We start from the raw sequence: 21,706 nt of genomic DNA on the forward strand, positions 1-21,706 counted from the left end.
ATTTTTAACGCATCGCACCTAAAGGTCATCCCATGAATATCAATCGAGATACGCAGGTAAAGAAAACAAACCATGCTGGCCCCATCAATGCCATCCCGCCGGTTTTGTGGATGCAAGCCGCCATCATCACCCTTGGGGCATTCGCTACCATGCTCTCATCCACCATGCTCAGTGCTGCGCTTCCGACCATGGCAAACGGCCTTGGGGTGACGGACGCCTCCATCCAGTGGATAGCCACCGCGTACCTCATGGCGCTGGCCGCAGGCGTTCCGGTTAGCGCATGGGCGGTAAAACGGTTTGGCGCCACCCAACTTTGGCTCTATGCACTTATTTTATTTGGTGTTTTCTCGGCAGTTTGCGCGTTATCCCCGAATATCGAGGTGCTGCTCACCGCCAGAATAATGCAAGGTCTGGCAGGCGGGTTACTCGTGCCGGCCGGGCAGACGATCCTGGGTCTGGTGGTCGGTCGTGAGCGCCTCGGGCGGATCATTGGTACGATAGGCGTGGCTATCGTCATTGCGCCCTTACTAGGAACGTCTCTGGGGGCCGTGCTGCTTCAGGTCTGCGGATGGCGAGTCTTGTTTTTTATTAATGTCCCCTTATCTCTCTGTGCCTGGCTTGCGGGATGGAAATTACTCCCTCGCCCGACAATAAAAAATGATAAGCCGCTCTCCCTGGACTGGATGGGGTTAATACTGATTCTTTGTAGCCTTCCCCTGCTCATGGAGGGTATTAAAGGTGTCAGCCTGAATAGTGGTGAAAATAGCGGGAACATTATCTTACTCAGCGTGGGCGCACTGTTTATCGGCTTGTTTATCTATCGCTCTTTTCGCATTGACTCGCCTTTACTTCATCTCAGCCTTTTCAAACATCGTGGCTTCACATTATCGGCGTTGCTGATGGCTATCGGAGGTGCGGTGAATTTTGGTGGACAGTTCCTGCTCCCGTTGTATTTCCGCGACGTTTGCCATGAAGCACTGGCTGACGTGGGTTTGCTCCTTACTCCGCAGTTAATCGGTTCTGCCACAGGATTCCCGGTCGCCGGTTATTTCTCAGACCGGCTGGGTCCTCGCGTGGTGCTGATCGTTGGCGGCTTGCTCTCGGTGTTAGCGACATGGCCGCTGGCCATGATTGATGGGGGCAGTAGCTACCTCCTGGTCGGTAGCGCACTCGCTATCAGAGGATTCGGTTTAGCCCTTGCGACAGTGCCGGCGATGGCGGCAGGCCTGGCGATGGCGGGTACCCGTCATGTTTCTGATGCAGCACCGATTCTCAACATCCTGCAGCGTGTTGGCGCGATGGCTGGCGCGGCCCTGGTGACGGCGTGCTACGTCAGACTGGCGCATACGCAGAGTAGCTTAGCCGCCTTTCAGCACGCCGGGTGGATACTGATCAGCGGCGCCATACTGCTCACCCTTTCAGCACTTTTCATGGTGAACCATCAGGGATCATCAACGCGGGAAGAAACAAGATAACCGGTCTGGCGTCCTGTCCCGCACCCGGTACGCAATAGTTAACACCTCATTCTGAATGAGCGCGAGAGAGGCGTGAATGCCAGTCAACGACACCAGCGACTGGCATTGCACGCGACTCCCCACTAAACCGAACCAATCAATCCGCCATCGACCCGGATCACCGCCCCGGTAATGTAGCTGGCAGGCTGGCTTGCCAAAAAGGCAGCGGTAGCGCCGTACTCATGGGGGTGGCCATAACGTCCCGCCGGAATGCTCAGACGACTCTTCTCCGCGACCGCTTCCGCAGTGGAATGTTCCCGTTTCGCCTTGATAGCATCCAGCTGCCCCACCCGGTCGGTAGCAATGCGCCCAGGCACCATCACATTCACCGTGACGCCGTCGGCCGCCACTTCAGCGGCAAGGGTTTTCGACCAGCCGAGTAAGCTCATGCGCAGCGCATTCGACAGGGCGAGACCCGGAATCGGGGCAATCACACCGGACGAGGTGGAGGTAATAATGCGTCCCCAGCCACGGCTGCGCATGGCGGGCAGTAGTTTATCGGTGAGCTGGATTAACGAGGCGACCATCACTGAAAATTGCTGTTGCCAGACGGCGCCGTCCGTCCCCTGTGCCAGCGTGGGCGGTGGGCCACCGGAATTATTGACCAGAATATCGATGTCGCCCCAGTGCTCGCGGATATCGGCGATGACCGTATCAAACTGTTTCGGGACGGCAAAATCCAGCGGCCAGGCGCGGGCGGTACCGCCCAGCTGAGTGATGCGTTCCACCGTTTGCGCCAGCTTCTCTCTGTTGCGGCCTGTCACGGCGACCTTCACGCCTTCCTGCGCCAGCGAGCAGGCGATAGCCTGTCCAAGACCACTTCCCGCACCGCAAACCAGTGCCACACGCTGTTGTATCTGCAAATTCATAAATGCTCCTGATTGTATTTTCAGGAGCATTATGTGCAATAGTGATGCCAGTTATACGCGTGGGCTTTTTACATTGACCTGGTCAAACGCGTATTGCAGGTGTTTTCTCATCAACTCTGCCGCCTGTTCCTGTTTGTTCTCTCGCAGGGCATCAATGATGGCAACGTGCTCTTCGCACCACTCTTTTACGCGACGCTTATTGTGATAGCTACCAAATTCCAGCAGGCGGCGCAGCCGGTTTTGCTGCTGAATAGCCTGTAATACAAACAGGTTGCCGCTGGCCTCTGCCAGCAACTCATGAAACGCCGCATCGGTTTCGAAAATCTCTTTGGCCGGGACCTGCGTAATGTCCGGGTGGGTGATGAGTCTCAGATGCCGGGCGCGCAGACGTTTAAGCATCTGCCGGTCAACATGCAGGTTGGGCGTCAGCAACGCCATCGGTTCAATCATCAGGCGAAAACCGTAGCTATTGCGCAGAGCGATATCGGAGTTCAGGGTTTGCAGAAAGCGCCAGCCATGCCCTGCATTGCGGGCAATCAGGCCATCCTCCGATAGCTTCACCAGTGTACGGGTCAGCACGCCGCGATCAACATCATAGCGCTGGCTGATTTCGGTCTGGGTAAAGGATTCCGGCAGGATACCTGCAATGCGGTCATGGACCAGTTGCTCGTACAACTTCTGGTCATTGCTCTTGGACTGCTCAATCTCCAGCTGATCCAGCTCATTACTGCGTTTAAGGAGGAAAAAACCCTGGTTTGGCCGCGCTTCAACCGCCCCCATTCGGGTCAGTTCCTTGAGCCCGGCACGTACCGGCGTACGCGAAACACCCAACGCATCGGCAAGATGTTGCTCACGTAAATGATGACCTGGATCGAATCTTGCTTCAGATATCAGGTCGAGTATTTGCCGGGCTATCCGGCGACTGCTCGCAGTGGAGTCAGGCTGCATGAATTCACGATTCCCTGAAATGCATTGTTGTGGTCGATATATACAATATCACGAGCAACAAAACGCAGCAAAGTAAAGCAGAGAGTGCACGGTTAACGTGCAACACGCACCAGAATGAGACATTTTTTTCACACACATAATTGTATTTATTGACTCACTAAATTCAATTTAAACCTTAGCCAGGAGACGACTATGTCCAGCAATTCTTTTCTGTTTCGCCATGTGCGTACTTTGATGTTCGCGCTGACCGCCCTGCCGCTGGTCAGCCATGCGGCGGTGGAAACCATCGCCAAGGGTCAACTGACCTATGGAACGGCAGCGACGTTCATGCCTTTTGAATACGTGAAAGCAGGCAAGCTTACCGGCTTCGATATCGACCTGATCAACGCGCTAAGCAAAGAGATCCAACTGACGCCAGCGCCAATGCCGATGGAATTCAAAGGGCTTATTCCGGCGCTGCAGGGTAAACGTCTGGATATCATCAACTCCGCCATGTACGTCAATCCGACCCGTGCCGAGCAGGTTGACTTCGTACCCTATCTGAAAATCGGCAGCCGCGTGGTGGTCCGCAAAGGTAACCCGGCCAACATAACCGGACGTGACCTGAGCCTCTGCGGCAAAAACATCGCCGTGACGCTCGGCGGGATCGAAGAGAGCCAGGCGCGGGCAGACAATCAGCGCTGCGTGGAGGCCAAAAAACCGGCCATCAACGTCATGACGTTCCCCGCCGCCACCGATTCCGCCGTGGCCGTCGCCCAGGGACGTGCCGATGCCGAGTTCCTCTCCACGCCGGGCACCGTCGCCCTGTTTACCGAAAAAGCCGGCATGTTCGAAGCGGTTGGCGCTGAGTTCGAAGCGAATACTCACATCGCCTTTGCCGTGCGTAAAGGCGATACCGCAACCCAGGCCCTGCTGGAGCAAGGTCTGCAGAGACTCGTCAAAAATGGCACCTACACGCAACTGATTAAGAAGTGGAACTTCCCAGACTCCGTTGCCCTTTTCTAACCCGTTTGCCATTAACCGGAGAACGCTATGTCGATCGATTTAATGTGGCAGTACTTCCTCTCCCCCGAATTTATTCGGGGTGCGTGGATGACGCTACTGATTACCCTCTGCTCACTGTTGTGTGGCGTGGTGCTGGGCCTGGTGTTGGCGCTGTTGCAGGAAGCGCCGTTTCGCGCCGGGAAAGGGCTGGCCTTTTTCTACCTGTGGCTGTTTCGCGGGACGCCGGTGCTGTTCCAGATAATCTTTGTCTACAACGTGCTGCCAGGCTTCGGCTTACGCTTCTCCGCGTTTACCTGTGCAGTGCTGGCCCTTTCGCTCAATGAAGGCGCCTACATGGCGGAAATTCTGCGCTCTGGCCTGCAGGCGGTGAAAAGCGGCCAGCGCACCGCCGGCATGGCGCTGGGGATGACTCACGGCCAGATCATGCGAAAAATCGTTCTGCCTCAGGCCGCACGCATCGTTCTGCCGCCGATGGGTAACCAGATGATCAGCATGCTGAAATCGAGCGCGCTGGTCTCGGTTATCGCCGTTCAGGAACTGCTGCTGGTCGCTAACCAGGCCGCCAGCGCCAGCTTCCGTTACTTCGAAGCGCTTTGCGCTGCGGGCATCTATTACCTGCTGCTCACCAGCCTGTTCATGATCTTCCAGTCGTGGCTGGAACGCGTGCTGGATCCCAGGCAGCGCCGCAGCAAAAGCCAGAAGCGGCTGACTCGCCTGTTTAAATTACCGAAAACCGTCCGGGAGGAACCATGAGTGAGAAACCGCTGCTGGAGATGATCGGCATTGATAAGACTTTTGGTCGCCAGGCCGTACTCAAAAACTGCTCTCTGACCGTGCAACGCGGAGAAACCGTGGTGCTGATTGGCCCGTCCGGCTCGGGAAAATCCACCCTGCTACGCTGCGTCAACATGCTCTCGCCCGCCGACAGCGGCGATGTGTTCTTCGCCAGCCAGCACATCAGCCGGGGCGATGTGCCGGCGCACAAACTGCGTCAGCGCATTGGCATGGTGTTCCAGAACTACGAGCTGTTCTCGCACCTGACCGCAGCGGAAAACATCATGCTGGCCCCGATGACGGTGTTGGGAATGAACCGTATTGATGCCCGCAAACTGGCGGACAACCTGCTGGCAAAAGTGCGCATCAACGAACGTGCAGACCATTTTCCGGACGAGCTCTCCGGCGGACAGCAGCAGCGCGTGGCGATTGCCCGGGCGCTGGCGATGAAGCCCGAGCTGATGCTCTACGACGAGCCCACTTCCGCCCTCGACCCGGAGATGATCCGTGAAGTGCTGGAAGTCATGGCGGAGCTTAGCGCAGAAGGCATGACCAGCATGGTGGTGACTCACGAAATGGGCTTCGCCCGTCGGGCCGCTAACAAGATTCTGTTTATGGAAGACGGCGAAATTATCGATCGCGCCAACACCAGCGATTTCTTCGCCGGCCATGTCAGCGACCGCGCGCAGCGCTTCCTGACGCAAATATTACATTAATCACGGAGTTCCTATGTCCAGTTATCAGGTTGACAGCGCTCGTATGAAAAAGGACTTAGCGACGCTGGTTGCCATCAACACGGAGAATCCACCGGGCCATGAGCGCGAAGCCGCCGAATGTCTGGAAGGCTGGCTGCTGACCGCCGGGTTCGATCTCTCCTTTAGCGAATACGCACCGGGGCGGACCAACGTTATCGCCGTCCTGAACAATGGACCGGGGCCGTGTTTCGCCTTTAACACCCACCTTGACACCGTTCCGGCGGGCAGCGGCTGGGCCAGCGATCCCTTCACGCTCACCGAGCGTGACGGACGCCTGTATGGACGCGGCGCCTGCGATGCCAAAGGCCCGCTGGTGGCGATGGTTGAAGCCCTGCGTCTGCTGGCTGCCAACCGTCAGCAGTGGTCCGGCACATTGATGGGGGTGTTCACCGCCGATGAAGAGGTCGCCAGCGAAGGGGCGAAATTCTACGTCCGCGATAATCCACCGGCGATTGATTTCGCGGTGATTGGCGAGCCGACCTCGAATGCCACCTTCTCCGCCCACAAAGGCAGCTTACGTCCTCGCGTGCGGGTTAAAGGCGTCACCGCGCATTCCGGTACGCCGGAGCTGGGGGTTAACGCGATTTACCAGTCAGCGCGCCTGTTAGGGTTGATTGAAGAAGCCCACCACCAGCAGGTGCGTTGCCGCTGCCACGATCTGGTCGGCAACGCCAGCCTGACGGTAACCCGCATCCACGGCGGCCATGCGGACAACGTGGTGCCAGACAGCTGTGAGCTGCTGCTTGACCGTCGCATGGTTCCGGGCGAAGACGAAGAGGTCGTCAAAGCCGAACTGCAGCAACTGCTCGACCACGCATACGCACATGCAGGTGTGGAAGCCGAAATTATCGCCTGGCAGCCCACTACCGGCGGCGCGACGCAAACCGACAGCCGCGAAGCCATTGTCGAGCAAAGCCTTGCTGCCTGTCGCCGTCATGGGCAGAGCGAACCCGGCCCGTTTGGTTTTCAGGGGGGATGTGACCTGGTGCATTTCCGTTCGCTGGGCGCAAAAGGCGTCGTGATTGGCCCCGGTTCGCTGGCCGTGGCTCACAAACCCGATGAATTTGTCCCTGTCGATGAATTTATCGCCGCGGCCTACCTCTATCTCGATATTGCGCTCGCCATGCTGCCGCCGGAGCCCGGTTTATGAAAGCGCAGCTCTTTCGGGGAGATCTGCATTACGCCGATGTGACGCTGCATACCGCTGCCTCTGGTCCGGTGACGGCGCTCGACACGCTCTGGCTGCGTCTGGAAGACCAGGGGGTGACCGGGATTGGCGAAGTGCGGCTCAACATTCGCTACCTGCATGGCTACCGCGAAGAGCAGGTGCTGAACAACCTGCTTCAGATACTTCGCCGCTGGGACTGGCGCCAGGCGCCCGCCGCGCGACTCGCCGCGCTAGATGACGAAGACTGCACGCTCCTGCCGCCATCGCGCATGGTGCTGGATATGGCCTTGCACGACCTGCTGGCGCGTCAGCAAGGGGTAAGCGTTGCCGCCTGGCTGGGGGCGCGGGATGGCCTGCCTGCGTGGCACACCAACCAGACCCTGTTCTGGGGCAGCGAGAGACAGATGCTGGAGCAGGCGCAACGCTATGTCGTTCGCGGTTTCACCCAGCTGAAGTTGCGCACAGGCGTGGCGGATTTCGCTACCGACCTGGCCCGTCTGCAACGGCTGCGCCAGCGGTTCGGCCAGCAGATTTCGCTGGCGATTGACGTGAACGGCCAGTGGTCTCTGGCGCAGGCTCACGCGGCATTCCCGTCTCTGCGCGAGCTGAAGCTCAGCTACATCGAACAGCCGTTAAGCCCGGCAAACGACAGCCAGCTTGCGGAGCTGTACGCCTACGGCATCCCGATCATGCTCGACGAAAGCCTCAACAGTGATGCCGCCATCACCCGGCTGATCGCCGCCAAAGGTGCGCTGTGGGGGCATCTCAAACTGGTGAAACTGGGTGGCCTTGCGCCGACGCTGGCCGCCGCCAACCGGCTGCGACTCGCCGACGTGCCATTCATGATTGGCCAGATGAATGAAGGCCATGCTGCCACCGCCGCCGCGCTCCAGCTGTGTCGTGTCGTGCAACCGGCATTTGCCGAGCTGTATGGCGCCGATGGCTTAACGGATGATCCCGTCAGCGGGCTGGAATACCGCAATGGCCTGGTCACCGTCAATGACTCACCCGGTCTGGGCGTGCAGTTTAATGCCGCGCAGGCCCACTTACTCCAGGAGTTTACTCATGCAAGATGTTAACAATGTGATTCAGGGCAGTGAGTCCGCCTTTAGCGCTGATGAATATGCGCAACGCATTCGACGCACCCGCGAACGCTTAAGCCGCGCGGGCGTGGACGTCATGATCGTTACCGGCCCGGAAAACATTTTCTGGCTCACCGGTCAGCAAACACCGGGCTATTACACCTTCCAGGCGCTGTTGCTGCCGGTAGAAGGGGATCCGGTGTTTGTGATTCGCCAGCTCGAATACTTTAACTTTATCGCCAACACCTTTATTTCTGACGCCGCCATCTACCAGGATGGCGATAACCCGGTGGATTTCCTGGTGGGCATGCTGCAACAGCGCGGCTGGCTCCACAAACGGATTGGGCTGGACAAACGCGGTTGGTTCCTGCCGGTTGCCGTGTATGAAGCCCTGCAGGCCAGGCTCGGCACCATTGCCGATACCGCGGGCGTCATCGAGCCGCTGCGCGCCGTGAAGTCGGCGGCGGAGGTGGAAAAAATCGCCATCGCAGCGCGCTATGTGGACGCGGGCATGCGCGCGGGCATGGCGGCGATTCACCGCGGCGCAGACGAAAACGCGCTGGTCTCGGCGATGATGGGGGCCGCCATTGCCGCCGGTTCCGAGTATGTCGGCATGGAACCGCTGGTCTCGACCGGCCCACGCAGCGGCGTGCCGCATGGCACATGGCGTCGTCGGGTGATGCAGGATAACGACCCGGTATTTCTGGAAATGTCAGCGGCTCACGACCGCTACCACGCCGCGATGATGCGCTCCGCCTGGCTGGGGCGGCCGCCCGCTATCGCCATCGAAATGGAAAAAGTGTGTCAGGAAGCCCTGCAGGCCTCTCTTGATGCCATTCGTCCAGGCGCCACCTGCGAAGCGCCGCACCTGGCCTGCCAGAAGGTGATTGATCGCGCCGGGTTCACCGAAAACTTCAAAAAACGCACCGGTTACTCCATCGGTATCGCCTTTGCGCCGGACTGGGGCGAAGGCGGCATTCTCAGTCTGTATCGTGGCGTCACCACTGAGCTGCAGCCAGGAATGACCTTCCACATTCCACCGGCTCTGCGGATCTACGGTCAATTTACCGTCGGCGTCAGTGAAACCGTGGTGGTGACCGAAACCGGATATCGTCAGCTGGGTTCCCTGGCTCGCCCTCTCACACTGCTGTAAGGAAAGAAAAATGAAAGATATCAATGAATGCCGTGAACGCCTGCGCGGTATTTTCAACATCACCGTCACCCCGTTCACCGCCAGCGGCGCGATCGACTTTCCGGCGTTACGTGAAAATATTGAACGCGTGATTGGTCTGGGTTATGACGGTCTGCTGATTGGCGGCACCTACGGTGAATTCCCGGTGATGACCGTCGAAGAACGCCGTGAGCTGTTTCATCAAGTCATGGCCTGTGTGGATGACCGCGTGGCGGTCATGCTGTGCAGCGCCAGCGCCGACCCGCGCGATGCCCGCGAGCTGACGCTGCTGGCAAGCGAGCTGGGCGGCCTGCCGATGGTGACCGCGCCCTTTGTCAGCGAAATCACTGACCAACAGATCGTCAGCTACTTCAAAGAGATGGCTCCCTTATCCAAAACCGGCATCCTGGTGTACAACGCGCCGGGCATCGGCATCACCCTCTCCCCGGCGCTGCTGGAACAACTGGCAGAGATCCCCAACGTGGTCGGCATCAAACAGGGCGATCTCAACCCCACCGCCATCGACCAGATTGCCAACCGTCTGCGTGGGCGTCTGCGCCTGTTCTGTGCTTCCGATCTGGCCTTCCTCGGGCCAATGATGGCCGGGTTTGACGGCATCAGCACCACCAACAGCGGCGCGCTGCCGGAGCTGATTATCAATACCTTCCGGGCCGTGGAACAGGGCGATGCCGCCACGGCCCGCGATCTGCATCAGCTGTGGTACGCGTATCGCGCGCTGGCGCGCAAACATGGTCAGCCGCAGCTGGTGAAAGCGGCGATGGCGCTGCGCGGTTTTAACGGCGGCACCGTACGCGCACCGTTAAAACCGATCGACGACGCGGCGCTGGCGGAGCTGACTCACGTCATGTCGGCGCTTGCCAGCGACAGCCGTAGCGGCGTTACGCTGGCGCGTTAAGCGCCGCCCGTAAAAAGGCGACGAACAGCGGATGGGGCGCATCCGGGCGGGACATCAGTTCCGGGTGCCCCTGCACACCATGCCAGAACGGCAGTTCCGGCTGGGAGATGGCCTCCACGATATCGTCCGTTTGCGCACTGACGCTGACCCCGCTGCGATCCAGCGCCGGTAATAAGTCGGTGTTAAAGCAGTAGCGATGGTTGTAGTGCATTTCGCGGATATCACCGGGGATCAACCCGAAGGAAAAAGGGAATACGCCGCAGCGATGACGGCCATCAACAAAGGGAACAAAGCTGTGCAGAGCCTCATCCGGAGCCACTTCGGCGGGAATGGCTGATTCGCAACCCGGACGTCGGCGCACGACTGCGGTCATCATGCTCTGCATTCCCAGGCATAACCCCAGCGTGGGCTGTCCGCGGGCAAGCGTATCTTCCGCCACGCGGATTTGTCCCTTGACGGCGGCCATCGAGGAACCGCCTGGCAACACGACGCCCTGGACGTCGTGGAGGTCGTGTAACCCAGGGGACAGACTGACCGGCGCGAAGAAATGGACCTCCAGGTTCAGCCCCAGCGACGCCGCGGCATCACCCAGTGAGCCAAGCGTGGCGGGGTAGACCAGACGGTGGTCTGACTCACGGCCAATCAGTGCGATGCGCAAGGACGTCCCGGCAGAGGATGGCTCCCCGGCATCCCAGCGACCATAGCGATCGGCGGTGAGGTCTAACACCGTATGTTGCCCGTCGCTGAGCGTCAGGCGCTGGTTGCGGTCATCGCTGAACAGCCGTTGGCCCGGCAGGTCGGCGATAAGCGCTGCCTGCGAGGACGCCAGAACAATGACAGCATCTGACTCAGGCAGGCTGGCGATATCGCGCACCTCTTCACGCAGCGTATCGCTGCGCCAGAGGCCGCTGGTCACGCAGTACCCGGCACGAATGACGTGCTGATGGCTGTCGGGAACATCGCCGGCGAAGTCGGGGCGAAGGCTCCAGAGAGGTAGTCCAAGACGATTAGCCCACAGGCTGGCGGTAATACCGTAGCGAGCGGGCGCAGAGGTGTTATCGAGAATAAAGATCGGTGACACGGCGAGTTTCCTGCTGAGGTTGGGGACCTAATTGTATTAATTGAATCATTAGATACAAAAGAGGATTTATGAATAACAGTCAAATCGCCCGTCGTATGCAATCTGTACGCCCTTCACCGACAGCGGTCATTTCTGACCAGGTACGGGCACTGGAAGCCGCAGGCAAGCCGGTTATCAACCTGGGCGAAGGAGAACTGGATTTTGCTACCCCGGCCCATATCAGCTATGCGGGCATTGAAGCGATCGTGCATCATCAGACTAAGTATACCGCCGTTTCCGGCACCGCCGCGTTAAAGGAGGCCATTGCCGCCAAGTTCGCTCGCGACAATCAGTTGCATTACCGTCCGCAAGAGATCATCGCAGGCAGTGGCGCCAAGCAGCTTATTTTCAATGCTTTTCTGGCCACCCTCGACGCCGGGCAGCAGGTCATCATTCCCGCCCCCTACTGGGTCTCGTATCCGGATATGGTCTCTCTGGCCGATGGCGAACCGGTGATTGTGCCCTGTGATGAACAAAACGGCTGGAAGCTGACGCCACAACAACTGGCCGCCGCCCTCACCCCATCAACGCGCTGGCTGATCCTCAACTCGCCGGGCAACCCGACGGGGGCGATTTACAGCGAGCAGGAACTGCGTGCCCTGGCTGCGGTGCTGGCGGATTACCCACAGGTGCTGGTGATGGCCGACGATATTTACGAGCCGCTGCGCTATGACAATACTCCTTTTACCACGTTTGCCCAGGCCGCCCCGCAGATGGTTTCACGTACCCTGACGGTAAACGGTGTGTCCAAAAGCCACGCCATGACCGGCTGGCGTCTGGGCTATGCGGGAGGGCCGCAATGGCTGATTGCCGCCATGCAGATCCTGCAATCACAAAGCACCTCCAACCCCAGCAGTATTTCGCAGGCTGCGGCGGTCGCAGCGCTTAACCACTCAGCCAATTTCTTCGACGGCTGGCTCAACGTGTTAGATAAACGCCGCCAGCAGGTGCTGGGAATGATTGCCGCCACCGATGGCCTGAGCGCCACCGCTCCCCAGGGGGCATTCTATGTGTTTGCTAACTGCCAGGCGCTCATGGGCCGGATGACCCCTGGCGGCGAAATCCTTCGCAACGACAGCGCGCTGGCGAACTGGCTATTAGAACAAACCCAGGTGGCCGTTTTACACGGCTCCGCGTTTGGAATGCCGGGGTATTTGCGTATTGCGTATGCGATAGAAGATGGCCTGCTAACCCAAGCCTGCCAGCGGATAGCGGGCGCCTGCGCGCAATTGCGTTAAAAGCGTGTGGTGGCGCAGCGGCTACCCACGCGGCGGCAAACCACGCTCGGTCTGAAAAATGCCGTGCTTATCGCCTACCTTGCCGATAAGCACGTTGTCATCATGATAGCTCACCGGGTAATAGCGACGTTCTCTTTCCCGGTTTTCCACTCCACCGTTGCGGCCACTACCGCACGCGGCAGGAATAGCATCCTGCGCATAGCTAATAATAAAGCAACCTCCCTGCAGCTGAATTTATACCAGACCCACAAAATAGATTTTCGTTATTTTGTTAATGCTATAAAAAACACAATGCTAACAGCTATCCCCGAATGTTGAACACGTGCAAGGTTTCAGAAATTATGATATAGTTCGCGCTTTAATGGATAGTGATTAAGGTTGAAATATTGAAAACGGCCAATTTTTCTGAGTTGATAAAAATAGCTGCGCTACAACTGTTCAGAGAAAAAGGGTTTAGCAATGTCTCAACCCGTGATTTGACGCAGAAAATGAATATTTCCAGAAGTCATATCTATCACTATTATCGAGACTGGGAAACGCTCAAGAAATCCACTATTCAGTATATGTTTGAAAATGACATACAAGAATGTCATGCGTTTTTAAACGCGTCAGAAAAAATGAGCGCTAGTGAAAGAGTAAACCTCTATATCAGAACGCTGTTACCCGATGCACCTTCGGCACACTGGCTGCTCTACCTTGAACTATGGCCAATGGCAGCACGCGATGCGGATTATGCTAAATTAGTGCACGATCACTCCCTGCAATGGATCACTATTCTTGAAGGCATCATTAGCGTAGGGATGCAGGAAGGCGAGTTCCTTGCGGAAAACGCCGCTACCTCAGCCAGACAAATAAACACATTAATTGATGGGTATTCCAGCTTGCTGATCCTCGATTATTCAGAAGACAGACGCAGCATTTTTCTTAATGAAATATCTGAGCTTGCCTTTAAAATACTTAAAAAAGATTTCTGAGTGGGTGAAGCAAGGTAGCGTATCAGTTAACCCTTTTTTATATTGAGATAACTTAAAATACGCTGCATTTTACTTTCTGCCGTCGTATTCCCTGGCGCAGCGCTGTCTATCCAGGTCTCATCGGCTTCAGGATGTGGACCTGACAGGATGATGTTTCCCTTACCATACCGGTACTTACCAATGGCGATATCTCCATTCTTGTAGTAAGCGATCGGCTGGAATCCAGTACTTGAGATACTACTGTTGAGATAAGGCCCATCCTGGTAGTAAAAAGGCTCTTGTTTATTATTCCATGTCAGTTGCAGGGTATAATCGCCTTCATCAACGGCCTGCGAACCGGGTCTCCCCACCTCTGATTCTAAAGGCGCATCAATAAGCCCTATCCAGTCTTTGTCGGCAAGATAGGCTCCCATACAAAGACCAAGAAAGGATTTGCCACTTTTCACAAAATTGCGGATAGCCTCTGCCCCTTCATCACCCAGGGCTTGATAAGAGCCGGGTATATCCTGACCGCCGCCAGGTTGAATATAGAGATCGAATTTTTTCAGTGTTTGCGCATTTAATTTCAGCTTTTCTTTTTCGCCCACATAAGAAATGTGCAGAGGCAGACCTGTCGCGATCAGCGATTTTACCACCATTTCAGAACAACCCGGGCACCCGGCCTCCCCGCGATAAACGGCGACATTATAACTCTCTGATTGCGAGGACTTTGCCTGCACCGATGCGGTGAAAAAGGCGAAAGAAAAGGCAACCGTTAGTATTTTTGCTTTTTTAAGTCTGGTGCCCTGGAAAAAAATTTTCATGTCAGTAGATCCCTTGGTTATGTAGTGTCATGGTTAATCACAGCGTATCACTTTCGGATCCCGCAGATGATAAATATAAATTAGAGCAGTTGCTCAAATCTATCCTTGCCATCAAATTTGTCAAGCCATTTAAGTTAAAATAAATAATGTCTTTCCACACTGAAAGATAAAGGTGACAATATTTTATAAACATCCTCCAATGAAACATCCTCATACCCTTCGCTTTCTCAATAATATTAAATACTGAAGAGAGGGTGAAAAAAGAGTCGATCATGCTCCATGTAATACAGCGGTCGTCTTACCGGGCAAACGTCAACATTGGCGTACTGGTCGCGCTACACAGCGATGGCAGTTCAGCAACAACACCACATGGCATGTTTTACATAAATCATCATTATATTCATGCAGTTATAAAAACAACGTCACGTGCGCCTTGATCCATCAGCACATTCAATAATACTGTATATAAAAACAGTATTCGAGGATCGATACCATGCAGTTTACTCGGCCAACTGAGATTTCGCCCCCACTCATGCTCCCCCTCTTCTCCGAGAGGGTGCCCTGCGGATTTCCCAGCCCCGCTCAGGATTATGTTGAGGACAGGCTGGATCTCAATAAATTATTGATAAAACATCCGAGTGCTACCTACTTCATCAAAGTCAGCGGAGAGTCTATGCGTGATGCCGGCATCAGTGATGGAGACCTTTTAGTGGTTGACCGCTCACTGTCTGCCGTACATGGTGATATCGTCATTGCGGCTATCGCAGGTGAATTCACCGTGAAAGAACTTCGCACTCATCCTTTTTTACAGCTAGTGCCCCACAATCGCGATTACGCTTCCATTTCGTTTCATAATGCCGAAGAGTTAGAAATATTTGGCGTGGTCATTTTTAGCATTAAAGCGCATAAATAATTATGTTTGCCCTCGTCGATGTCAATAACTTCTATACTTCTTGTGAAACGGTTTTTCGCCCTGATTTAAAGGGGAAGCCTATTGTGGTCGTGTCCAATAACGATGGTTGCATTATTTCTCGCTCTGCCGAAGCAAAATCCCTCGGTATAAAAAATGGCGAACCTTTCTTTAAAATAAAAAATAACCCTTATTATTCCAGTGTTCATTTTTTCAGTTCTAACTATGCGCTTTATGCCGACCTCAGTGACCGTGTTATGCAAACGCTCACGGCAATGTCTCCGTCAATAGAAATCTACTCCATCGATGAAGCCTTTATTAATTTATCCGGAGTAATGAATTGCGTCCCCTTATCCACCTTCGGCCATGAAATAAGAACTAACGTATTGAAAAATACTGGCTTAACGGTGGGCGTAGGTATTGCGCAAACCAAGACATTAGCCAAGCTCGCTAACCATGCCGCCAAGACATGGCGCGGCACGGGCGGCGTTGTCGACTTATCCAATATTGTGCCCCAACGCAGGCTACTCGCCCTTGTCCCTGTTGAAGAGGTCTGGGGCGTTGGGCGAAAAATGAGTAAAAAACTTAATTTAATGGGTATTAATACCGCTCTGGATCTGGCAGAAAGCTCATTATGGGTCATAAAAAAGCACTTCAATGTGGTGCTGGAAAGGACCGTTCGCGAACTGCGTGGTGAGCCATGTTTTGAGCTACAAGAATTTTCCCCAACAAAACAACAGATTATTTGTAGTCGCTCTTTTGGCAACCGGGTAACGCAGTATTCAGATATGCATCAAGCCATTTGCGCCTATGCTGAGCGAGCAGCAGAAAAATTACGCAGTGAGCATCAATTTTGCCGCTTCGTTAGCGTATTTGTCCGGACGAGTCCGCACGCCGTTAATGAAACATATTATGGCAACCAAGCGTCAATGAAGCTATTAACGCCGTCTAATGATACCCGTGACATTATAAATTGTGCCACAAACTGCCTGCAGAGAATTTGGATTGATGGTTATCGATATATGAAAGCCGGTGTTATGCTTGCTGATTTCTTCAGTAATGGCATAGCGCAGCTAAACTTATTTGACGATAACGCGCCGCGCAAAAACAGTGCTGCGTTAATGGACGTTATCGACCAATTAAATCAATCCGGGAAAGGAAAGGTCTGGTTTGCCGGTCAGGGGATCGAAAAGTCCTGGGCGATGAAGCGTGAAATGCTTTCCCCGGCTTACACCACCCGATATTCAGACCTGCCCGTCGCGAAATGAATGTACGCAGGTAATGACATCGCTTCGGGTGAAGGTCACTGCGTTTACCAGGCCTACGTAATCAGCGATAACGCCTTTGCAGCGCGGAAATCCCCTCCGCTCGTCAGTGAGGCCTGCCTGACCGCCAGCGGACGAGGTGCTGCTTTTGCGCGCAGTCCGTCTACCGCACGAGGTTGCGGATGAGCAGCACCGCGGCATTCGCTTGACACTGTACATTAACACAGTAAAACTATCGCCCGCGATCAGCATACAGAGGACAGAAGATGTTTGTGGAACTGATTTATGACAAGCGCAATTTTGCCGGGCTGCCGGGTGCCAGAGAGACCATTCTTAACGAACTGACCAAACGCATGCAGCGCATTTTCCCGGAAGCGGAAGTGCGGGTGAAGCCGATGATGACGCTGCCGGCGATCAACACCGACGCCAGCAAGCATGAAAAAGAGCTGATCAGCCGTACGGTGCAGGAGATGTTTGAAGAAGCGGATATGTGGCTCACTGAAGAGTGATGCCGCCCGTCGTTGGCGGCGGCCATCTCTTTAAGAGCTTTCCCGGATGTGTCAGAGCAGCGGGCAACAGTACAATAGCGGCGGTTGCAGACTGGCAATGCAACCTTCGCTCACCTGCTGGCTCTTGCATACGGCCAGCAGGTGAGCCCTACCAGCCTCCCCTCATCGCCCTCACAGCGTCTCCGGTAGCGCCGCTATAATTCTATCCACCAGCTCGCGATGCTGATGGACCTTCCCGCATTTAACAATGATCTGCCTGGCGTTGTCATAGCCCGGGGCCCACAGCCGGTTATTGAGCAGAACGTCCTTATAGACCGCGATCAGCGGTTTGTTCCACGCCGCCGCCATATGCACCACCGAGGTGTCCGGAGAGATAATCAGCTCCGCCTGGGCAATCAGCGCCATCGCATGGTGCAGCGTGTTAAACGGATTAATCACCACCTCCGGCGGCAGCGAGATGCGGATCTCACGCCGGTGATCGAGCAGAATAACCGCCAGCCCCGGATGGCGAGCCCGCAGCTTGTCGAGCAGTTCGGCCAGCTGCGTCTGGGAGAGACTCCGGTCGGCATGGCCGGCAAAAATATTAATCACTACCGCTTTTCCGCTCAGCGACGCCAGATACTGCGCCACCTCCTGCATAATCGGCCCGGGCACCGCCAGGTCGTAAGTGTCCAGAGCGCGGGTGTCCAGTTGGAGATAGTCGGCGATCAACGCGAACGTCTTCGTCACGTGCCAGCGCTGGCAGTCAAAATCAAAAGAGTGAGAGTAATGTTTAATCGATGGCCATTTATTAAACCCGAGTACTGATTTGGCTTTTATTTGTCGAAAAAGCCGCAGGCGATGCACGGGAATATCGAACAGCGAAGGGTCAATAATAATATCGTACTTATTATTAGCCAGTTCATTAATGACGTCGCGGGGAACGTTATGGTTAAATTTACGCAAAAAGTCAGCGGAATTGACCGGCTCAGCTTCATAAATATGGCGGATCCGCGGGTTATAGCGCATCACCTGGCTGTTAGAGGTCGTCAGCAGAAAATCAACGATATAACCTGACTGATGCAGGCATTTTACCAGCGCGGAATCCACCACCACATCGCCGACCGCCCCCTCATTGCGCATGAGTAAGACAGTTTTCGCGGACGACAAATCCACCGGCTGACGGCGTCGGCGGTCCCAGAGCGCTTTCGCCACTCCCACCTGCAGGGCATTACGTACTTTCTTAGTAAAGTAATTCCGCCGTCTGTTGAGCTCCCTTATTTTATTAAACTTCTTGCGTGGGGAACCCTGCATGGTTGCATCGTGCATCATCCTAACCTCATTACGGCAATTATTAATATTCTGTGTCGTCCGATAGAGACTGAGCGAAATAAAAAAAGTTCGATTGAAAATGAAAATCATTCTTTTTTTTATTTACAAAACTCATCTGCTGCGCCTGCGAGATTGCACCACAGCACTGTGAAGCAATAATGAGCGAATGGTGAATTTCCCGGCCCACCGTTGGCAGGCTGACGCAACAGCGCTAAGCTGGCGGCTTGATGATGTCAGGAGGACGCTATGCTTGAAGCAGTAGAAGGTAATATCCACCAGCGCCTGTGCGCGCTGCTCGACGAACACCAGGCGCGCTACCGGGTGATGGCGCACGACGCGGTCGGTCAGTGCGAAGCCGTCTCGGCGATCCGCGGCACCGCGCTTGGCCAGGGCGCAAAAGCGCTAGTCTGTAAAGTAAAAGGAAACGGCGTCAACCAGCATGTGCTGGCGATCCTCGCCGCCGATCAGCAGGCCGATCTCGCCAGCCTGGCCCGGCATATCGGCGGCAGCAAAGCCTCGCTGGCCAGTCCGGCGGAAGTGGATGCCCTCACCGCCTGCGTGTTCGGCGCCATTCCCCCCTTCAGCTTCCATCCGGCGCTGCGGCTGGTGGCCGACCCGCTGCTGTTTGAGCGCTTTCCACAAATCGCCTTTAACGCTGGACGCCTGGATCGGTCGATCATTCTCGATACCGAGGATTATTTACATATCGCCCGACCGGAGATCGCGACCTTTCGCCGCCTTAGCTAACCGGGCATCCGCCCTGATTTTCGCCGCATGGCGTAAAAATCCTGTTTATTCACGCCACGATGCGTAGAGTAAGCGGGATATTTTTTGGCTTTCTTTTTTTGGCAAGGACCTCTGTACATGTTTGATACCACCCTGTTGATCCTGCTGGGTCTGGCGGCGCTCGGCTTTATCAGCCATAACACCACCGTAGCGATCTCTATCCTCGTGCTGATTATCGTGCGCGTTACACCGCTGAACACCTTCTTTCCCTGGATTGAGAAACAGGGGCTGACCGTCGGGATCATTATTTTAACCATCGGCGTGATGGCGCCTATCGCCAGCGGTACGCTGCCGCCCTCGACGCTGATCCACTCCTTTATGAACTGGAAATCACTGCTGGCGATTGCGGTCGGGGTGTTTGTTTCGTGGCTCGGCGGGCGCGGTGTCTCCCTGATGGGCTCCCAGCCGCATCTGGTGGCCGGGCTGCTGGTCGGCACGGTACTCGGCGTCGCCCTGTTTCGCGGCGTCCCGGTCGGACCGCTGATTGCCGCCGGGATCATCTCATTGTTTATTGGGAAGTCGTAGCCAGGCTGCCGTGATAGCGGCCCGGCGTCTGTCCGAGCCCTTTTTTAAACATGGTGATGAAGGCGGTGGTGGAATCGTAGCCCAGCGCCTGAGCCGTTTGCTGCACCGTCTGCCCGCGGATCAGCAGCTGTAGCGCGAGGATCAGCTGCAGCTGATGGCGCCAGCGGCGAAAGCTCAGCCCCGTTTCGCGCACTACCAGGCGGGCCAGATTGCGCTCGCTCATCGCAAACACCGCCGCCCACTGGCTCAGGGTCTGCCAGCGCGCCGGATCCTCGGCCATCATCGTCACCATCTGACGAATTTTCGGGTGGTTTGATACCGGCAGCTGCAGGTGCTCCTGCGGCTGCCGGGGCAGCTCATCAAACAGAACCTGCACCAGCCGGGCCGTGGCAGGGGCGGCCAGCAACTCCCCGCCGCGTTCCGCCAGGGTGAGGATCAGCTCCCGCACCAGTGGGGAAATCTTTAACGTACAGCAGCGGTCCGGCATCGGCGCGGCGCCCGGCTCGATGAACAGGAAACACACCTGGGCGCCGGGGGTGGCGCGGTTACTGTGGGAAAGCTGTCCCGGGACCCACACCGCATACTGCGGCGGCACCATCCACATCGCGTTCTCCACCTCGCAGGTCAAGGCGCCGTGCAGGGCGAGGATCAGCTGCCCCTTACGGTGAGAATGCGCCGGAATATACTGCTCCGCCTCCACCACCTGAATACGAAAGGCAATGGCCGATTCGTGGCCACTGTCCGGTTCATAACCATCCAGACCCAGTCCGATCATCATGTTGTCCGATATTAGCGATAATCTGTCATTTTAGCTTGATTTAAACAGAGGACAAAGTCGCTATCGTAACCCCCTCGTTAGTTACCTTGAGAATGATATGTCTTCTGTGATCTCCTCTACCGGCCGCCGCCCCGCGCTGCTGATTGCCGGTATCTTGCTCATCGCCACCACCCTGCGCGTGGTCTTTACCGGCGCGGCGCCGCTGCTGGACGCGATTCGTAGCGACTATGGCCTGACCACCGCGCAGACCGGGCTGCTCACCACCCTGCCGCTGCTGGCCTTTGGCCTTGTCTCGCCGCTGGCGGCAGGGGTTGCCCGCCGGTTCGACATGGAACGCAGCCTGCTGCTGGCGATGCTGCTGATCTGCGCCGGCATTGCCCTGCGCTCCCTGCCCTCCGCTGCGCTGCTGTTTATCGGCACGGCGGTGATCGGCTGCGGTATTGCGCTGGGTAACGTGCTGCTGCCCGGACTGATTAAACGCGATTTCTCGCAGCATGTCGCGCGGATGACCGGCGCCTATTCCCTGACGATGGGCGGCGCGGCGGCGCTCGGCTCGGCGCTGGTGGTTCCCGTGGCAATGGCCGGATTCGGCTGGCGCGGCGCGCTGTTGCTGCTGATGGTCTTCCCGCTGCTGGCGATCCTCAGCTGGCTGCCACAGTCCCGGCGCCGGGCGGAGGCGCCATTGACCGGCTCAGGCGCCATGCATAATCGGGGGATCTGGCGGTCGGCGCTGGCCTGGCAGGTGACGCTGTTCCTCGGCATCAACTCGCTGGTCTATTACGTGATTATCGGCTGGCTGCCGTCGATTCTACAGAGTATGGGCTATAGCGAAGCGCAGGCCGGCTCGCTGCATGGCCTGCTGCAGCTGGCGACCGCCGCGCCAGGTCTGGCGATACCGTTGATCCTGCATCGGCTGCGCGACCAGCGTGGGATCGCGGTGCTGGTCGCCCTGATGTGCGCCATCAGCGCCGCCGGGCTGTGGCTGCTGCCAGGGCTGGCGATCGGCTGGACGCTGCTGTTCGGCTTTGGCTCCGGAGCTACCATGATCCTCGGCCTGACGTTTATCGGCCTGCGCGCCAGCTCGGCGCACCAGGCCGCGGCGCTGTCAGGGATGGCGCAGAGCGTCGGCTATCTGCTGGCCGCCTGCGGGCCGCCGCTGATGGGTAAGATCCACGATGCTAATGGCGACTGGCATATTCCGCTGCTGGCGGTGGCGCTGATTTCGCTGGTGATGGCGGTCTGCGGCGCCCTCGCCGGACGTGACCGGGAAATCCATTCCTGAAGA

The 21,706-nt window shown here is 56.4% G+C and carries 22 protein-coding genes and 1 pseudogene; 17 read left to right on the forward strand and 6 right to left on the reverse strand.

Annotation, left to right across the window (positions count from 1 at the left end; genetic code table 11):
* Window positions 1-32: 32 nt before the first annotated feature.
* On the forward strand, window positions 33-1,475 hold the full coding sequence (locus tag FHW76_RS13055; RefSeq protein ID WP_183476758.1) for a DHA2 family efflux MFS transporter permease subunit: 1,443 nt from the start codon (window positions 33-35) through the stop codon (window positions 1,473-1,475).
* Between the two features lie 122 nt (window positions 1,476-1,597).
* Here the strand turns inward: FHW76_RS13055 and FHW76_RS13060 are convergent, their stop codons facing one another.
* Both FHW76_RS13060 and FHW76_RS13065 read right to left on the reverse strand, forming a co-directional pair.
* Window positions 1,598-2,383 (reverse strand): SDR family oxidoreductase, encoded by a 786-nt coding sequence (locus FHW76_RS13060; protein WP_012968500.1) that lies wholly within the window; start codon window positions 2,381-2,383, stop codon window positions 1,598-1,600.
* 51 nt (window positions 2,384-2,434) lie between these two features.
* Entirely contained in the window at window positions 2,435-3,331 is an 897-nt protein-coding gene (locus FHW76_RS13065) for a GntR family transcriptional regulator (RefSeq protein WP_012542124.1), read from the reverse strand.
* A 192-nt stretch (window positions 3,332-3,523) separates the two neighbouring features.
* On the opposite strand from FHW76_RS13065, the gene FHW76_RS13070 reads away from it, so the two are divergent.
* The 7 genes from FHW76_RS13070 to FHW76_RS13100 are packed head-to-tail and all read left to right on the forward strand — an operon-like array spanning window position 3,524 to window position 10,202.
* The gene (locus FHW76_RS13070) at window positions 3,524-4,336 is read left to right on the forward strand and encodes an ABC transporter substrate-binding protein (RefSeq protein WP_012968501.1); all 813 of its coding nucleotides are present in this window, start codon (window positions 3,524-3,526) and stop codon (window positions 4,334-4,336) included.
* A 27-nt stretch (window positions 4,337-4,363) separates the two neighbouring features.
* A complete protein-coding gene (locus FHW76_RS13075; RefSeq protein WP_008807665.1) occupies window positions 4,364-5,089 on the forward strand; it encodes an amino acid ABC transporter permease in 726 nt (241 codons plus the stop codon).
* On the forward strand, window positions 5,086-5,826 hold the full coding sequence (locus tag FHW76_RS13080) for an amino acid ABC transporter ATP-binding protein (RefSeq protein ID WP_064171146.1): 741 nt from the start codon (window positions 5,086-5,088) through the stop codon (window positions 5,824-5,826). Before FHW76_RS13075 ends, FHW76_RS13080 begins: the two co-directional genes overlap by 4 nt.
* A 13-nt stretch (window positions 5,827-5,839) precedes the next feature.
* Window positions 5,840-7,015, forward strand: coding sequence for a M20 family metallopeptidase (locus FHW76_RS13085; RefSeq protein ID WP_008807667.1), 1,176 nt, complete (start codon window positions 5,840-5,842; stop codon window positions 7,013-7,015).
* Window positions 7,012-8,112 carry a mandelate racemase/muconate lactonizing enzyme family protein gene (locus FHW76_RS13090; RefSeq protein WP_023297412.1) on the forward strand — a complete coding sequence of 367 codons (1,101 nt, stop codon included), beginning with the start codon at window positions 7,012-7,014 and terminating at the stop codon, window positions 8,110-8,112. The genes FHW76_RS13085 and FHW76_RS13090 overlap by 4 nt, the downstream gene beginning before the upstream one ends.
* Window positions 8,099-9,268, forward strand: coding sequence for a Xaa-Pro peptidase family protein (locus FHW76_RS13095; RefSeq protein ID WP_032732796.1), 1,170 nt, complete (start codon window positions 8,099-8,101; stop codon window positions 9,266-9,268). Before FHW76_RS13090 ends, FHW76_RS13095 begins: the two co-directional genes overlap by 14 nt.
* A gap of 10 nt (window positions 9,269-9,278) precedes the next feature.
* The gene (locus tag FHW76_RS13100; protein ID WP_023297410.1) at window positions 9,279-10,202 is read left to right on the forward strand and encodes a dihydrodipicolinate synthase family protein; all 924 of its coding nucleotides are present in this window, start codon (window positions 9,279-9,281) and stop codon (window positions 10,200-10,202) included.
* Here FHW76_RS13100 and FHW76_RS26595 read toward each other — a convergent pair.
* A complete protein-coding gene (locus FHW76_RS26595) occupies window positions 10,186-11,283 on the reverse strand; it encodes a glutamine amidotransferase-related protein (RefSeq protein WP_023322392.1) in 1,098 nt (365 codons plus the stop codon). The genes FHW76_RS13100 and FHW76_RS26595 overlap by 17 nt on opposite strands.
* 68 nt (window positions 11,284-11,351) lie before the next feature.
* Here FHW76_RS26595 and FHW76_RS13110 point away from each other — a divergent pair, with 68 nt between their 5' ends.
* Window positions 11,352-12,560, forward strand: a complete 1,209-nt coding sequence (locus tag FHW76_RS13110) for a pyridoxal phosphate-dependent aminotransferase (protein WP_044612786.1) — start codon at window positions 11,352-11,354, stop codon at window positions 12,558-12,560.
* Window positions 12,561-12,946: 386 nt separating this feature from the next.
* Complete coding sequence (locus FHW76_RS13115) at window positions 12,947-13,534, forward strand: TetR/AcrR family transcriptional regulator (RefSeq protein WP_022065835.1); 588 nt, start codon at window positions 12,947-12,949, stop codon at window positions 13,532-13,534.
* A gap of 26 nt (window positions 13,535-13,560) precedes the next feature.
* Here FHW76_RS13115 and FHW76_RS13120 read toward each other — a convergent pair whose 3' ends face one another.
* Entirely contained in the window at window positions 13,561-14,337 is a 777-nt protein-coding gene (locus FHW76_RS13120; protein ID WP_016160704.1) for a BPL-N domain-containing protein, read from the reverse strand.
* Window positions 14,338-14,830: 493 nt separating this feature from the next.
* Here FHW76_RS13120 and umuD point away from each other — a divergent pair, with 493 nt between their 5' ends.
* The 3 genes from umuD (at window position 14,831) to FHW76_RS13135 (ending at window position 17,021) form a co-directional block, all read left to right on the forward strand.
* Window positions 14,831-15,250, forward strand: a complete 420-nt coding sequence (gene umuD, locus FHW76_RS13125) for a translesion error-prone DNA polymerase V autoproteolytic subunit (protein WP_008807676.1) — start codon at window positions 14,831-14,833, stop codon at window positions 15,248-15,250.
* A 2-nt stretch (window positions 15,251-15,252) separates the two neighbouring features.
* Window positions 15,253-16,515: a translesion error-prone DNA polymerase V subunit UmuC gene (gene umuC / locus FHW76_RS13130; RefSeq protein ID WP_183476765.1), complete on the forward strand. Its 1,263-nt coding sequence runs from the start codon at window positions 15,253-15,255 to the stop codon at window positions 16,513-16,515.
* A 263-nt stretch (window positions 16,516-16,778) separates the two neighbouring features.
* On the forward strand, window positions 16,779-17,021 hold the full coding sequence (locus FHW76_RS13135) for a DinI family protein (RefSeq protein WP_004203750.1): 243 nt from the start codon (window positions 16,779-16,781) through the stop codon (window positions 17,019-17,021).
* A 171-nt stretch (window positions 17,022-17,192) separates the two neighbouring features.
* Here the strand turns inward: FHW76_RS13135 and FHW76_RS13140 are convergent, their stop codons facing one another.
* The gene (locus FHW76_RS13140; RefSeq protein WP_180254809.1) at window positions 17,193-18,329 is read right to left on the reverse strand and encodes a glycosyltransferase family 9 protein; all 1,137 of its coding nucleotides are present in this window, start codon (window positions 18,327-18,329) and stop codon (window positions 17,193-17,195) included.
* Here FHW76_RS13140 and FHW76_RS26460 point away from each other — a divergent pair.
* From FHW76_RS26460 to FHW76_RS13150, 3 genes and pseudogenes are all read left to right on the forward strand, one after another.
* Window positions 18,324-18,483, forward strand: a pseudogene (locus FHW76_RS26460) (hypothetical protein). The gene FHW76_RS13140 and the pseudogene FHW76_RS26460 overlap by 6 nt on opposite strands.
* Window positions 18,484-18,578: 95 nt before the next feature.
* Window positions 18,579-19,079, forward strand: coding sequence for a YbaK/prolyl-tRNA synthetase associated domain-containing protein (locus tag FHW76_RS13145; protein WP_008807680.1), 501 nt, complete (start codon window positions 18,579-18,581; stop codon window positions 19,077-19,079).
* A gap of 117 nt (window positions 19,080-19,196) precedes the next feature.
* Complete coding sequence (locus FHW76_RS13150) at window positions 19,197-19,643, forward strand: DUF441 domain-containing protein (protein WP_012968512.1); 447 nt, start codon at window positions 19,197-19,199, stop codon at window positions 19,641-19,643.
* Here FHW76_RS13150 and FHW76_RS13155 read toward each other — a convergent pair.
* Window positions 19,627-20,421 (reverse strand): helix-turn-helix domain-containing protein, encoded by a 795-nt coding sequence (locus FHW76_RS13155; RefSeq protein ID WP_008807682.1) that lies wholly within the window; start codon window positions 20,419-20,421, stop codon window positions 19,627-19,629. The two genes, FHW76_RS13150 and FHW76_RS13155, sit on opposite strands and share 17 nt — an antisense overlap.
* A gap of 106 nt (window positions 20,422-20,527) precedes the next feature.
* Here FHW76_RS13155 and FHW76_RS13160 point away from each other — a divergent pair, with 106 nt between their 5' ends.
* On the forward strand, window positions 20,528-21,703 hold the full coding sequence (locus FHW76_RS13160; protein WP_180254808.1) for a CynX/NimT family MFS transporter: 1,176 nt from the start codon (window positions 20,528-20,530) through the stop codon (window positions 21,701-21,703).
* Window positions 21,704-21,706 lie beyond the last annotated feature (3 nt).

It is taken from the genome of Klebsiella sp. RC2 (assembly GCF_014192815.1).
Taxonomy (GTDB): Bacteria; Pseudomonadota; Gammaproteobacteria; order Enterobacterales; family Enterobacteriaceae; genus Klebsiella; species Klebsiella variicola.